General features: G+C 69.8%; 9 protein-coding genes. 6 read left to right on the forward strand and 3 right to left on the reverse strand.

What is annotated here, in order from left to right; translation table 11 throughout:
- Positions 1–100 precede the first annotated feature (100 nt).
- Entirely contained in the window at positions 101–2,824 is a 2,724-nt protein-coding gene (locus ABZV34_RS26945; protein WP_356281705.1) for a LamG-like jellyroll fold domain-containing protein, read from the reverse strand.
- Between the two features lie 235 nt (positions 2,825–3,059).
- Positions 3,060–4,073, reverse strand: a complete 1,014-nt coding sequence (gmd, locus tag ABZV34_RS26950) for a GDP-mannose 4,6-dehydratase (protein ID WP_356281708.1) — start codon at positions 4,071–4,073, stop codon at positions 3,060–3,062.
- A 152-nt stretch (positions 4,074–4,225) separates the two neighbouring features.
- On the opposite strand from gmd, the gene ABZV34_RS26955 reads away from it, so the two are divergent.
- Positions 4,226–5,170 (forward strand): GDP-L-fucose synthase, encoded by a 945-nt coding sequence (locus ABZV34_RS26955; RefSeq protein WP_356281710.1) that lies wholly within the window; start codon positions 4,226–4,228, stop codon positions 5,168–5,170.
- 71 nt (positions 5,171–5,241) lie between these two features.
- On the opposite strand, the gene ABZV34_RS26960 is transcribed toward ABZV34_RS26955, so the two are convergent.
- Positions 5,242–6,645 (reverse strand): exopolysaccharide biosynthesis polyprenyl glycosylphosphotransferase, encoded by a 1,404-nt coding sequence (locus ABZV34_RS26960; protein ID WP_356281712.1) that lies wholly within the window; start codon positions 6,643–6,645, stop codon positions 5,242–5,244.
- 294 nt (positions 6,646–6,939) lie between these two features.
- On the opposite strand from ABZV34_RS26960, the gene ABZV34_RS26965 reads away from it, so the two are divergent.
- The 5 genes from ABZV34_RS26965 to ABZV34_RS26985 all read left to right on the forward strand — a co-directional run bounded on the left by ABZV34_RS26965 (position 6,940) and on the right by ABZV34_RS26985 (position 14,627).
- On the forward strand, positions 6,940–8,169 hold the full coding sequence (locus ABZV34_RS26965) for an LCP family protein (protein WP_356281715.1): 1,230 nt from the start codon (positions 6,940–6,942) through the stop codon (positions 8,167–8,169).
- Positions 8,170–8,348: 179 nt separating this feature from the next.
- Positions 8,349–9,794: a glycoside hydrolase family 71 protein gene (locus tag ABZV34_RS26970; RefSeq protein WP_356281718.1), complete on the forward strand. Its 1,446-nt coding sequence runs from the start codon at positions 8,349–8,351 to the stop codon at positions 9,792–9,794.
- A gap of 191 nt (positions 9,795–9,985) precedes the next feature.
- Positions 9,986–10,426 carry a hypothetical protein gene (locus ABZV34_RS26975; protein WP_356281721.1) on the forward strand — a complete coding sequence of 147 codons (441 nt, stop codon included), beginning with the start codon at positions 9,986–9,988 and terminating at the stop codon, positions 10,424–10,426.
- A gap of 97 nt (positions 10,427–10,523) precedes the next feature.
- On the forward strand, positions 10,524–10,766 hold the full coding sequence (locus ABZV34_RS26980; RefSeq protein WP_356281724.1) for a hypothetical protein: 243 nt from the start codon (positions 10,524–10,526) through the stop codon (positions 10,764–10,766).
- A gap of 300 nt (positions 10,767–11,066) precedes the next feature.
- A complete protein-coding gene (locus ABZV34_RS26985; RefSeq protein WP_356281727.1) occupies positions 11,067–14,627 on the forward strand; it encodes a choice-of-anchor D domain-containing protein in 3,561 nt (1,186 codons plus the stop codon).
- Positions 14,628–14,734: the final 107 nt, after the last annotated feature.

Below are 14,734 nucleotides of genomic sequence, written 5' to 3' on the forward strand. Positions count from 1 at the left end.
GGCCTGGGTATGGGTGCGGGCCCGCACAGGGTGCGGGCCCGAGCGGGGTGTCCGGGGTGCCGGGCCGTGGTCCGGCACCCCGGACGGGGCGCGGTGAGGGTTACGGCGCCCCGAAGGTGAGCACCAGCTGCGGGGTGTTCTCCGCAGTCGGCGCTTCACTGGACCAGAGCCACAGCGCGTCCGCCCCGGTGCTGGTGAGCGCCAGGCCGTAGCTGCTCCCGAGGGCCGGGGAGAGCGCCCCGGTGTCGAGTGCCGCCGAGTAGAGCGTCGACAGGTCGGTGGCACCGCTGAGGGTGCCGACCGCGGTCGAGGACAGCGTGGGCCTGGAGGTGTAGGTGGTCCCCGCCTCCGTCCAGCTTCCGGTCACCGGCCGCACGGCGAAGTCGTCCGTGCTGCCCGCGCTGCTCAGCGTGGTCGTCTTCACCGCGAGCCGCGCGCTCTTGAGCACGGTCCCGGCCGGCGCCGCCGGCAGGTCGAAACGCAGGTACGTCTCGTACGCCGCGCTGCCCCGCACCGCCAGCGAAGTGGAGGTGCCGTAATTGGTGCCGGCGGCACCGGCGTTGACGTACGTGTCGTCCGACGCGCGGACGGTCTGCACGCTGTCGGCCGGAGCCGAGGCCAGGGTGTAGTGGCTCTGCACCTGGGCCGCGCTCAGCACCGACGGGTAGATCGCGGTCTCGTCGATCTGCCCGGCGAAGTAGTTGCTGGAAGGCTGGTTCGGCCAGCCGTTGAGGTTGTCGCCGCCGACGTGCCAGTAGCCGCTGTAGGCCTGGCTGTTGGACTCGGCGAGCGTTCCGGCAGGGTTGCCGTCCACGTACAGCGCCATCCCGGAGGAGCCCTGGGTGGCGACGACGTGGTGCCAGGCGCCGTCGTTGTAGCCGGCGGACGAGGTGATGGTGCGGGCGCTGCCCGTCCACACGCCGAAGACCAGGCGGCCGTCGTTGCGCATGTAGACGTGCTTGTCGTAGTTGCCGCTGGCCTGGGTGGTGTTGTTACCGAAGCCGACGAGCTTTCCGCCACTGGTGGTGGTCGTCTTGAACCAGGTCTCGATCGAGTACTGACTCGGCACCGTGGTGCGCTTGTCGCTGTAGACGATCTGGTTGCTTCCGTTGAGGCCGATGGCGGTCGACGGACCGGTCACGGCGGCCGGAGTCTGCCGCAGCGAGGGCCCGTTGAGGTGGATGCCGCTCTGGTCGCCCGGCGAGGAGTCGCCGACGAACGGGGTGGCGGACTCGTCATAGCGCCAGTAGAGACCGGCGCCGTCGTCGAGCACCTTCGCCGCGTACTTCAGGGCGGAGGTGGGCACCGTCACCGTGGCCGTGGACGACAGCGCGGAGGCGTTGCCGGCACCGTCGGTCGCGGTCACCCGGTAGCTGTACGTGGAACCGGCGGTGACGTTGGTGTCGGTGAACGACAACTGCGGACGCGACCACTCCACGGAGTCGCCGTCGACCGTGTAGACGGGCGTCGAACCGCCGTTGCGGTAGACCTTGTACGTCAGCCTGGTGTCGTCCGTGTCGAGGCTGGCGCGCCAGCGGACGTGCGCCTCGGTCGGCTTGACGGACTCGGCTCCGGCCGAGGGAACGGTCGGCGCGCCGACGTCCGGGGACGACGCGAAGTGCGTCAGGCCCTGGGCCGCCGAGCCGTTGACGGTGGTGAACTCGCCCCCGACCCACATGTACTTGTTGTCGGAGGTCTCGGAGATCGCCATGGCGCGCGGGCCGATGCCCTCGCCCAGACCGTCGTTGGTGTCCGGGAACCAGCCCAGCTTGTTGGTGCCGCTGGTCGGCTCCGCGAGCAGGTGGTGACGGCGCCCGTCGGGGTACTCCCCGACGCTGGAGCAGTCGTGCGCGTGCGAGGCGCTGTACACCACGTTCTGGTACGACTTGACGGCCTGGGTGGCGCCCAGGCAGGTGTCGCGCCACCGCTGGTCCAGGGTGGACAGATCGAGTGCGATACGGCCGTCGAAGACGCCGCCGCCGGTGCCCTCGTTGCCGGTGTAGAAGCCGGTGGCGTCGGTGTCGAGCGCCTTGACCACCGAGTTGTTCTCGATGAACCCCGGGTAGGTGCGGACGTTGGCACCCGTTCCGGCGTCGACGACGGCCAGGGCGTGCGAGTTCGCGCCGTTGACGGTGAAGAAGTCGCCGCCGAGGATCACGTCGCTGCCGTCCGGGGTGACCGCGACGGCCCGGCCGGGCTCGTCGACGTCGGCCTGGAACGGCTTGACCGCGCCGCTGGTGGCGTCGACCGCCGCGTACCGCGCGTGCGCGCTGCCTCCGACGGAGGTGAAGTCTCCGCCCAGGTACACGGTGTCGTTCGTGACGGCGAGCGCCCGCACCGTGGCGGAGACGCTGGGGTGGAAGTTCGCCTTGGGCGTGCAGGTGGCGATGTCGATGGCGGCGAGGCTGCTGACCTGCGTGCCGTTGACCGCGCCGAAGTAACCGCCCGCGTAGAGCGTCTTCTTGTCCGGTGAGACGGCGAGCGCCCGCACGGTCGCGGTGCCGCTTCCGATGGTGAAGGACAGGTTGCAGGACGTGGGACTGCCGGTCGCCGCGTTCAACGCGACGAAGTTCACCGCGTTCTGGGCGGTGCCGCTGCCCCCCTCGGGCGGGCGCACCTGGGAGAAGGTGCCGCCCGCGAAGACCGTGCCGCCCGCCTCCGCGAGCGTCCACACGATGCCGTTGGTCTGCCAGGTCGGCAGGTCGTCGGCGGTGAAGGCGACGGGCGCGGTCAGCGCGACCGCCGGTTGCGGCAGGGCCACCAGGCCCAGGCCCGCCGCGGTGGAAAGGACAAGGGCGGCGCTGAGCCCTCTGGATCTGTGCATGAACCCCCCGGCTTCCGGGCCCGGTTGCGGACCCATTGCCTCGGCGTGCCCGTCCGTGTTTCCCCTGATCCGCACGGGCCGCGTGAACTGTTTGCTCGCGAACCATACGAGTACATGACACGTCATGGAACGCACTTGACTGATCTAGTGGGAAATTTCGATGTGTTCACGGTCATCCTGTGATGTCCGGCGGTCGAATCCGTTGGCGCGTCCGCCCTTCCGCGGTCGGCCGGTGTCAGCGGTCGATGCGCACGACGGCACCCGCGAGCTCCTTCTCCACCTGCCGCACATCGGAGTCGACCATGATCCGCGCCAACTCCTCCACCAGGACGGTGGGACGCCAGCCCAGCCTCTCGCGCGCCTTGGACGCGTCACCGATCAGTGCGTCGACCTCGCTGGGACGCTCGTACTTGGGGTCGTAGCGCACGTGCTCGTTCCAGTCGAGGTCGGCGTGGGCGAACGCGGTCTCCAGGAACTGCCGCACCGTGGCAGGGACTCCGGTGGCGACCACGTAGTCCGTCGGCTCGTCGTGCTGGAGCATCCGCCACATGGCCTCGACGTACTCGGGTGCGTACCCCCAGTCGCGGACGGCGTCGAGATTGCCCAGGTAGAGACGGTCCTGGAGGCCGGCCTTGATCCGGGCGACGGCGCGGGTGATCTTTCGGGTCACGAAGGTCTCGCCTCTGCGGGGCGACTCGTGGTTGAACAGGATGCCGTTGACCGCGAACATGCCGTACGCCTCGCGGTAGTTGACGGTCGTCCAGTACGCGAACACCTTCGCGGCGCCGTACGGGCTGCGCGGGTGGAAGGGAGTGTCCTCGGTCTGCGGGGGCGGTGTGGAACCGAACATCTCCGAGGACGAGGCCTGGTAGATACGGGTCTCCACCCCGCTCGCCCGGATGGCCTCCAGCAACCGCAGCGTGCTCAGGCCGGTCACGTCGCCGGTGTAGAGCGGCGCGTCGAAGGAGACCCGCACATGGGACTGGGCACCCAGGTTGTACACCTCGTCCGGCTGTATCTCGCGCAGCAGGTTCACCAGCGCCACGCCGTCCGCGAGGTCGGCGTGGTGCAGCACGAAGCGCCGCTCGGCCTCCTGCGGGCCCTGGTAGATGTGGTCGATCCGCTCGGTGTTGAAGCTGGACGACCGCCGCACCAGGCCGTGCACCCGGTATCCCTTCGACAACAGAAGCTCCGCCAGGTACGAGCCGTCCTGCCCGGTCACGCCGGTGATCAGCGCGGTCTTGGTCATGCGGGGTTCCCCTCCCTGCCGGACCCGCCGAGGGGACGGATCCGGTCCGTACGCCCGCGAAGCACGGGTCGCATGTCATGAACTGTTGGAAATATCACCCGAGTTGGCGTTACGGGCGTGCTGATCGCGCGGTCCCTGGCATGATCCGGCTCATGACCGCATCGCTCCTGCCCGAACGCGCCCGTGTCTTCGTCGCCGGCCACCGTGGCCTGGTGGGCTCCGCCGTGGCCCGCCGGCTCGCCGCCGATGGGCACGAGGTGCTCACCCGTACCCGCGCCGAACTGGACCTGCGCGACGCCACGCGCACCGCGGCCGACCTGGCCGCCCTGCGCCCCGACGCGGTGGTGCTCGCCGCCGCGAAGGTCGGCGGCATCATGGCCAACAGCACCCAGCCGGTGCAGTTCCTGGAGGAGAACCTCCAGATCCAGCTCAGCGTGATAGCCGGGGCCCACGCCGCCGGAGTGGGCCGCCTGCTCTTCCTCGGGTCGTCCTGCATCTACCCCAAGCACGCCCCTCAGCCGATCAGCGAGGACGCGCTGCTGACCGGTCCTCTGGAGCCCACCAACGAGGCGTACGCACTCGCCAAGATCGCGGGCATCGTCCAGGTGCAGTCCTACCGGCGCCAGTACGGAGCGTCCTACATCAGCGCCATGCCGACCAATCTCTACGGGCCGGGCGACAACTTCGACCTGGAGACGTCGCACGTCCTGCCCGCGCTCATCCGCCGCTTCCACGAGGCCGCGGCCGAGGGGCGCGAGGAGATCGTCCTGTGGGGCAGTGGCACCCCGCGCCGGGAGTTCCTGCACGTGGACGACCTCGCCGCGGCCTGCGCCGTACTGCTGCGCTCGTACGACGGCGACGCGCCGGTCAATGTCGGCTGCGGCAACGACCTCACCATCGCCGAACTGGCCGCGACGGTCGCCGCGGTCACCGGCTTCACCGGCCGGATCGCCTGGGACACGAACCGGCCCGACGGCACCCCTCGCAAGCTGCTCGACATCTCGCGGATCGCGGAACTCGGCTGGAAGCCGGAGATCCCGTTGCGCGACGGCATCGCCGCCACCTACGCCCACTGGCGCGACGGCGTCGACGGCTGACGGACCCTGCTGGTTCACGGGCCCCGGCACGCGGCGCGCGCCGGGGCACTGTGCGGTCACGGGCGGCGCTCTCAGTAGGCCCCGCGGCCGTCGACGACGGCGCGGAACGTGCGGGCCATGACATCCACGTCACTGGTGAACGACCAGTTGTCGACGTAGCTGAGATCCAGCTGAATCGTTTCGTCCCAGGAGAGGTCCGAGCGTCCGCTGATCTGCCACAGACCGGTCATGCCGGGTCGTACGGACAGCCGGCGCCACTCGACGGGCGTGTAGTGCGCCACCTCGTCGGCGAGCGGCGGACGTGGACCTACCAGGGACATGTCACCCTTGAGGACGTTGACCAGCTGGGGCAGTTCGTCCAGCGAGGTGCGGCGCAGCAAGTGCCCGACCCGGGTGACCCGGGGGTCACGGCGCATCTTGAACATCAGCCCGTCGTTCTCGTTGTCCGCGGCCAGTTCCGCCTTCTGGCGGTCGGCGCCGACCCGCATGGTGCGGAACTTCCACATCACGAAGGGGTGTCCGGCCCGGCCGACGCGTTCGTGGAGGTAGAGCACCGGCCCGGACGAGGACAGTTTCACCGCGGTCGCGACCACCAGCAGCACCGGCGCCAGCGCGAGCAGGCCCAGCAGGGCGATGCTGCGGTCGAGGATCCCCTTGAGCAGCGGCTGCATGCCCTCCCGTACCGGCGGGGCCACCCGCAGCAGTGACATCCCGCCGGCGGATCCGGTCTCCAGACGCTTGACGGACACCTCCACCAGACCGGGCGCCACGAAGAGTTCGATGCCGGCGTCGTGCAGGCCCCAGGAGAGACGGCGCAACCGCTCCCCGGAGGTCGCGGCGCCCGGGACGACCAGTACCAGATCGGCGCCGAGACGGTGCACCGCGCTGATGACCAGGTTGGCGTCCTCCCCGGGGGCCTCCGGCTGGGTGGCGGCGAGCCGCTCCCCGGTCCGGATCCCCGAGAGGAACGGGCCCGGTCCCACGGGGACGGCGCCCACCGCCACGTACGGATGGTCGGTGCGCGCGGCGAGATGCGCGGTGACCCCGTCCGCGGCGGCGGCCTCGCCCACCACCAGGACCTTGATCACCGCCTGCGCCCTGCGGCGCACCGCGGCGAGATGACGGTGCACCGCTTTGCGGCACAGCAGAGTCAGCACCAGAGCGGGCAGCAGTGCCGCCAGACACAGCGGCGCGCGCAGCCGCGCACCCGCCGCCGCGTGCCCCACCGCGAGCACACCCAGCAGGATGAACCAGTCGTGGAGCACCGGAAGGGTGCCCCTGCTCTCGCCGATGGACCGGGCCGCGTAGCGCGAGCGGAACAACTGGACGCCCGCCCAGGCGAGTCCGGCGACGATGCCGGTCGGCAGCGCCCGCCGCTGGTGTGCGGCGAAGAACGTCAACGCGACCGGAACGCCGGCCCCGACGAGGTCGGTGATCAGCGACGCGGGTAGATACCAACGGGACTTGCGCCCCATCCAAAGCGAGGAGCGCGCCCGCGAGCGCGCCCTGCGTGATCTGTCGGAATCAGTGGCCTGAACATCCCACATGTACCCCCCCAGGCACATTCAGCTGCACGAGTTACCGAACGTCACGAACACCTATTCGTCGAACATGCGGCACGATGGTGAACAGTACGGCAAACTTGTGTACGCATGCGAGCGTTTACCTGAACGTCATGGAGAAGTGCCGAGCCGTATGAAGTCCGGCGCCGGGTCCGCTGGTTGATCTCCCGGATGCGGCTCTGACGTGAAGGTGTACGAACATCGAACGTGCTGGCTACAGTGTGCGCCCGGTACGGAAGGGGCCGTACCGGGCTGATGTGGGGGTGCGTGGTGGGGGACAAGAGCACGACCGAGGCCGAAGTGACAGGCCGGGACGACGTCGCGGACCGGGAGGAAGAGGCGGCTGCGTCCGGCTCGGCGGAAGCCGGACCCGCGGACGTCCAGGAGCCTGCAAGAGGCTTGTCGGACAAGGAGATCGACGCTTCCGGAGTTCCGGCCGCACGGCCCCGGCGGCGCAGAAGCCGTGCACGCCGAGTGCTCCTCGGGGCGCTCGTGCTGTTCGCCGTGGGCCTGTTCATGGTCGGCGGAGTCGTCTGGTGGGCCGTCGAGCACTACACCGGGAACGTCGACCGCATCTCCGGAGTCTTCCCGACACAGGTCCCCGCCGCGGCACAGCCGGCACCCTCCGAGGGTGGTCAGACCTTCCTCCTGGTCGGCGTCGACAGCCGCTCCGAGCTGCCCACCACGGGCCGCGACGCCAAGGCCCCCGAGTGGAAGTACGGGGCCCAGCGCAGTGACACGATGATGCTGGTCCACCTCCCGGCCGACCATTCGGGCGCGTACGTCGTCTCGCTGCCCCGTGACGCGTGGGTGGACATCCCAGGACACGGAAAGGCCAAGCTCAACGCGGCCTTCTCCTGGGGCGGACCTCCGCTGCTCATCGACACCGTGCAGCGGCTGACCAAGGTGCGCGTCGACCATCTCGCCGTCATCGACTGGGACGGCTTCAAGAACCTCACCGACTCCCTCGGCGGAGTGGACCTCGTCGTGGACGGCGCCGGTCGCCACATGAACGGCACCCAGGCCCTGACCTACGTACGTGAGCGCCATCACCTGGCCCGGGGCGACTTCGACCGGACGCACCGTCAGCAGTACTTCCTGCGCACGGTGTTGGCGAAGGTCATGCGCCCGTCGACCTTCACCAACCCCGTCAAGGCCGGCAAGGTGCTGGACGACCTCACCGCCGCCGTGAGCGTCGACGACCGGCTCGGCGACGGTGACCTGCGCGACCTGTTGTGGGACAACAGGAACGTGCGCCCCGGGAACATGGTGTTCATGAACGCTCCCGCCAAGGGAACCGACATGATCTCCGGCCAGTCCGTGGTCCTCCTGGACGCCGATGCCGGCGCCGACCTGTGGCGGTCCATGCGCAAGGACACCGTCGACGCCTACCTGAAGTCGCACGACGTCGACCGGCTCGGTGCCACGACGTCCTGACGGGACGGCGGTGATCACCCAAGGTTCCCGTCCGATGACGTCCTGTCACTCAACGGGTCGCCCATACCGTACAGTTCGCCCCGGTGGCCCATCGGCGTCCGCGGAGGACACCCATGACGGATCAGCCCGCTCGTCCAGCGCGTCGGCACGGCAGGCCGTCAGGCCGACGGCGGCGCACCGTGCTCGGTGCCGTTCTCGGCCTGCTCCTGATCGGGCTGATCGCCGGCACCGGCCTGGCCCGTGACCGGGAGGACGCCGCGCCCCGCGTCGAGCGGACGAAGACCGCGGCGCTCCCCTTCGACCTGCCGGCCGCCGGTGTGCTGCGCGCCGGCCCGCACAAGGTGTTCGCGCACTACTTCCCGCCGTATCCGCTCTCCCTCGACAACCAGCCCGCCGATCGCGACTACTACACCCGCAACTACCTCACGCCACAGGGCGAGCAGGGCAAGCACGCGGCCTACGGCGGACTGCTGCGCGACCGGCCCCTGCCCGTGTCACCGTCCGACGGCGACTGGCAACTCGCCCATCTCGAGACAGAGGTGAGGACAGCCCGTGACTCCGGGATCGACGGCTTCACCGTCGACATCCTCTCCCTGAACGGCGCCAACCGTCAGCGCGTCGACATGCTGCTGCGTGCGGCACGGCGCGTCGATCCCGGCTTCCGCATCGTGCTGATGCCGGACATGACCTCCCTGCACACCGACCCGCGCACTCTCGCCGACCAGTTGGCCCGGCTCGCCGCGTCCCCGTCCGCGTACCGGCTGGCCGACGGGCGCCTCGTGGTCTCCCCGTTCAAGGCCGAGGCACAGGACCCCGCCTGGTGGGGCCAGGTCACCGCGCGGCTGCTCGACCACGGCATCGGCACCGCGCTGGTCCCTGTCTTCCTGGACTTCCGCGCCAACGCCGAGAGGTTCGCTCCGGTCAGCTACGCCTTCTCGTCCTGGGGCAACCGCAGCTACACCCGCCAGGACAACGTTCCCGGCGACATCCAGCTCGCGCATTCGCTGGGCAAGAAGTGGATGCAGGCGGTGTCCGTGCAGGACGCCCGGCCCAACCAGGGCATCTACGACGAGGCCGGCAACACCGCCACCCTGCGGTCGACCTGGAACCACGCGATCTCCGACGGCGCGGACTGGGTGCAGCTCACCACCTGGAACGACTACTCGGAGGGCAGCCAGTTCGCCCCCTCGCTGCACAACGGCCACACCTACCTGGACATCTGCTCGTACTACCTCACCCGTTTCAAGACAGGGGCCTGGCCGCAGATCGTCCGCGACACCGTGTACGTCACCTCCCGCGTCCAGTTCACCGATGCCGGCGGTGTCTCGCTCCAGCCCCGGCTGATGCGCCCGCGTCCGGGCACCGCGCGGCCGCGCGACCAGGTGGAACTGCTCACCTACCTGACGGCGCCCGCCGCGGTGTCCGCGCGCGTGGGCACCGTGCCCCATGCCTACCGCGCTCCCGTCGGCGTGTACGCCCAGGACATGCCGCTGAGCCCCGGCCGGACCGAGGTCGTGATCCGCCGCGCGGGGGACACCGCCGCGGCCGTCACGACCCGCTATCCGGCGCGGCGCACGGCCACGGTGCAGGACCTTCAGTACTACGCGGTCTCCAGTGGACGGTGAATCGGCAGGCGGAGGCGGGGATGTCCGGACTGGGGGCGTGAGGTGCCGTCCGCGCGCGACAGCCCTGACCGGTCCTGTACTCCGGCCATGCCGATCCAACCCGGGGCCGCGGGTTCCACCGAGGAGCAACTGTCGGTCGTCGATGCTCTGATCAGAGGGCGCCCTCGGGTGTGGCTCGCTAGGGTCGGGCCGTGCACCCCCATGAGAACGGCTCCGTCGGTCGGACGCCTGCCCTGAACTGGCAGGACGGCTCATCGCTCCGCTGGACCGATCAGCCCGGCGAGGTCGATGCCGCGTTCGACAGAGGCGAGCCGCTCGTCGGGGTGGCTGTCATCGCGCTCGCCCTCAATCACGCGGACGCGGACACCGTTCTTCCCCGAGTCGGCAGGGCGCTGGAGTCGGAGGACCCGGCGATCCGCCGACAAGGTGTCATCGCCCTGGCCCACGTCGCCCGTCTGCATCGGACCGTCGACCGGCGCTCCCTCGATCTCCTGCGTGGTTGTCCGCGCGGCACCGAAGCCGATGACGATCTGTGGTCCTACGTAGCCCACCGGCGGCTGCCGTGGTGGCTCTGGCGGTACCACTGCGCTCAGCGGCTGACCCGGTTGTTCCGGGACAGGTGGCGGGACTGACGCTCCACCGGCGAGCCACGGGACCAGTGCGGCCACCGCATGATCCTGGCGGCATCCCATATTTGCGGAGTTCAGGAAGAAACTTGCAATTCCTTGCGTGGTGGCCGGCGCGCCGCACTTTTCGGACGCCGTCGGCGTCAACCTCACCGGAGCCGTCGACCTGTCCGCCACCGGCGACTGGCAGACCTGGGCCACCAAGGCCACGCATGTGGTCCTGCCCGCGGGACGGCAGGTTCTGCCCCTTCATCAGGACACCGGTGGCTGGAACATCCACCACCTCGGTTTCGCCGCCGGGAGCGGCTCGCCGTCGGCTACCCGTACGGCCGGGTGTCTCCTGTAGCCCGGGGTCGCATTAGATCTTGCGGGCTGCATTTTTTATATTGCAAAGTCCTGTCCAGTTATTGCGCGTCCATGTCACGGATATTACGGTCCCCCTTGCGCCGTCACCGTCCCCCCTCATCTCCCCGCCCCCCGTCTCCCCTCGAGTCGCTTCGCCGATCGCGGTCCATGGGCCCGGCGAGGTGTCCGGCTCCGCGCCGGTCCGCACCGATTGCTTGCGTTCTCACTTGTTTCCCGTCCCTCCCTGTCCGGCGGCGCCAGTGGAACAGTTCCGGCATTTCGTGATGAAAGGAGTGGTCCAGTGTTCCATTCCATCCGAGATCTGAGACGAGCCCTCGTCTGGGCGGTCACCACCGCGATGGTGGCTGCCCTCGGCGTCCTGGCTCTGGCCGTCCCATCCGCGCTGGCGGCGACCGCCGCCACGGGCGGCAGTGGCGCGAGCCTCCCGTACGTCGAGGTGCAGGCGGAGAACTCCGCCACCAACGGCACCTCCATCGGCCCGAGTTACACCCAGGGCCAGCTGGCCGACGAGGCGTCGTACCGCAAGGCGACGACGCTCCAGGGCACCGGCAAGTACGTCACGTTCACCACGCCGGTGGCGACCAACTCGATCAACTTCCGGTACAGCATCCCCGACACCTCGAACGGCTCGGTCTACACCGCCCCGCTGTCGCTGTACATCGACGGTGTCAAGCAGCCCGACTTCACCCTGACCAACGCCTACAGCTGGTACTACGGCAGCTACCCCTTCACCAACTCGCCGGGCAGCAACCCCCACCACTTCTACGACGAGGCCCACCGCCTGTTCTCCACCGCGTATCCGGCGGGAACGACCTTCAAGCTGCAGGTCGATGCGGGGGACACCGCCTCCTCGTACACGATCGACTTCGCCGACTTCGAGCAGGTCGGCGCCGCCCTGACCGCACCGACGGGGTCGGTTTCGGTGACCGGCAAGGGCGCCGACGCGACCGGCGTGAACGACGCGACCAGCGCGTTCAACGCCGCGATCAGCGCCGCCGGACCCGGCGGCACCGTGTGGATCCCGCCGGGCACCTACAACATCCCCGGCCACATCAGCGTCAACAACGTCACGATCGCCGGCGCCGGCATGTGGTACTCGACCGTCACCGGCACGGCACCCGGCTTCTACGGCAAGTCCGCGCCCTCGGCGAGCACCGGCGTACGTCTGCAGAACTTCGCGATCTTCGGCAATGTGCAGGAACGCGACGACAGCGCCCAGGTCAACGGCATCGGCGGCGCGATGAGCGACTCGACCGTCTCCAGCGTGTGGATCGACCATATGAAGGTCGGCGCCTGGATGGACGGGCCGATGGACGGGCTGACGTTCAGCGGCCTGCGCATCCGGGACACCACCGCGGACGGCATCAACTTCCACGGCGCCGTCACCCACTCGAAGGTGACCAACAGCGACATCCGCAACACCGGTGACGACGGCATCGCCACCTGGGCGGACTCCGGTATCGGTGCCGACGCCGACGACACGATCTCCAACAACACCGTGTCACTGCAGATCCTCGCCAACGCCATCGCGATCTACGGCGGCCACGACAACACCGTCAGCGGCAACCGGGTGGTGGACACCGGCCTCGCCCAGGGCGGCGGCATCCACGTGGGGCAGCGCTTCACCTCCACGCCGGTCGGCACCACCACGATCTCCGACAACACCATGATCCGGGCCGGCAGCCTCGACCCGAACTGGCAGTTCGGTGTGGGCGCGCTGTGGTTCGACGGCAGCCAGGGCGCGATCACCGGCCCGATCAACGTGACCAACGCGCTGATCCAGCAGAGCCCGTACGAAGCCGTCCAATGGGTCGAGGGCACCATCAGCGGGGTCAACCTCAACAACGTGACCATCGCCGGAACCGGAACCTTCGCCCTGCAGGAGCAGACCGGCGGCGCCGCCAAGTTCACCAACGTCACGGCGACCGGTGTCGGTAACTCCTCCCCGGTGTACAACTGCTCGGGCGGGAACTTCGCCGTCACCGACGGCGGTGGCAACTCCGGCATCAGCGGCACGCCGTACTGCGGCGGCTGGCCGGCCCCCGTCTACCCGCCCTACCCGTCCGAAGGAGTGACGGCCACCCCCGGCGCGCTGAACTTCGGTCCGGTCGCCACCGGTTCGACGAGCGCCGCACAGACCGTGACCGTCTCCAACCCGACCGGCACCGCCGCGTCCGTCTCGTCGATCTCCGCCGGCGGCGACTACTCCCAGACCAACACGTGCGGCTCGTCGATCTCGGCGAACGGCTCGTGCACCGTCAGTGTGAAGTTCGCGCCGACGGCGACCGGCAGCCGTAGCGGCTCACTGACCGTCAACGCGGGCGGGACCACCAACACGGTCAGCCTCTCCGGTACCGGCACCGCGCCGGGACCGGTTCTGAACACCGACCCGGCGAGCCTGTCCTTCGACGGCACGGTGGTCGGCTCGTCGGCCGCCGCGCAGACGGTGACGGTGACCAACTCGGGCACCGCGTCGGCGAACGTCTCGGGCGTCGCGGCGACCGGTGACTTCAGCCAGACCAACAACTGCTCCACCCTCGCGGTCGGCGCGTCCTGCACGGTGAGCGTCGGGTTCAAGCCCACCGCGGGCGGATCGCGCACCGGCAACCTGACCGTCACCAGCAACGCCAACAACAGCCCGACCACCGTGTCCCTGTCCGGCAGTGGCATCGACAGCGGCACCGACATCGCCGCCGGACGGCCCGCGACGGCCAGTTCGAGCAGCAGTCCGTACGTCCCCTCGAACCTCACCGACCCGGACGCGTCGACGTACTGGGAGGGCGCGAACGGCTCGTTCCCGCAATGGGCCCAGGTCGACCTCGGCCGGAACTTCAGCATCGGCAAGGCCGTTCTCAAGCTTCCGCCGGCGACGGCGTGGTCGGCCCGGACACAGACCCTGTCGGTGCAGGGATCCACGGACGGATCCAACTTCTCGACGATCAAGGCCTCGGCCGGGTACACCTTCGACCCGAACGCCAACGACAACACGGCGACGATCACGTTCAACGCCGCCACCGCGAGATATGTGCGGGTGAACATCAGCGCCAACACGGGCTGGAACGCCGCCCAGTTGTCGGGCTTCCAGGTGTTCCCCAGCGGCGGCGGCTCCTCGCCGGCGACCCTGTCGGCCGACCCGACGTCGCTGTCCTTCCCCAGCCAGGCGCTCAACACCGCCGGCAGCGCGCGGACAGTGACGGTGACCAACACCGGCACCGCGGCCGCGACCCTCTCCGGTGTCACCGTCACGGGCGACTTCTCGCAGACGAACACCTGCGGGACCTCGATCGCGGCGGGCGCCTCCTGCACGGTGGACGTCACGTTCAGGCCCACCGCGTCCGGCACCCGCAGCGGCGACCTCAGCATCGCCGGCAACGCGTCGAACGGCACGACCACGGTCGCGCTGACCGGCATCGGGGCCGGCGCGGCGAACCAGAACCTGGCGGCCGGGAAGCCCACCACCGAGTCCGGCCACGCCGACGTGTACGCGTCGTCGAACGTGACGGACGGCAACCAGGGCAGCTACTGGGAGAGCGTCAACAACGCCTTCCCGCAGTGGGTGCAGGTGGATCTCGGTTCCGCGCGGAGCGCAAGCCGAGTCGTCCTCCAGCTCCCGGCCGGCTGGGGCGCCCGCAACCAGACGCTGTCCCTGTCGGGCAGCACCGACGGCTCCGCCTTCACCACCATCAAGTCGTCGGCCACGTACACCTTCGACCCCGCCACCAACAACACGGTCACCCTCACGTTCACGGCGGCCACCCAGCGCTACTTCCGGGTGAACCTCACGGCGAACACGGGCTGGCCGGCCGGCCAGCTCTCCGAGTTCCAGGTCTGGAACACCTGATCCGACCCGTGGGTGCCGCCGGGGGCGCGGGGGCCCGGGGGCCGGGGGCCCCCCCCCCCCCCCCCCGGCGCGGCCCCCCCCGCGGGCGCGGGGGGGGGGGGGCGCCC

Origin of the sequence: Streptomyces sp. NPDC005195 (genome assembly GCF_040608315.1) — a bacterium.
GTDB lineage: Bacteria > Actinomycetota > Actinomycetes > Streptomycetales > Streptomycetaceae > Streptomyces > Streptomyces kaempferi.

Bases quoted from the DNA above. Each gene is read 5' to 3' on its own strand.
- gmd (WP_356281708.1), bottom strand. From the start codon at position 4,073: ATGACCAAGACCGCGCTGATCACCGGCGTGACCGGGCAGGACGGCTCG.
- ABZV34_RS26955 (WP_356281710.1), top strand. From the start codon at position 4,226: ATGACCGCATCGCTCCTGCCCGAACGCGCCCGTGTCTTCGTCGCCGGC.
- ABZV34_RS26945 (WP_356281705.1), bottom strand. From the start codon at position 2,824: ATGCACAGATCCAGAGGGCTCAGCGCCGCCCTTGTCCTTTCCACCGCG.
- ABZV34_RS26960 (WP_356281712.1), bottom strand. From the start codon at position 6,645: ATGGGGCGCAAGTCCCGTTGGTATCTACCCGCGTCGCTGATCACCGAC.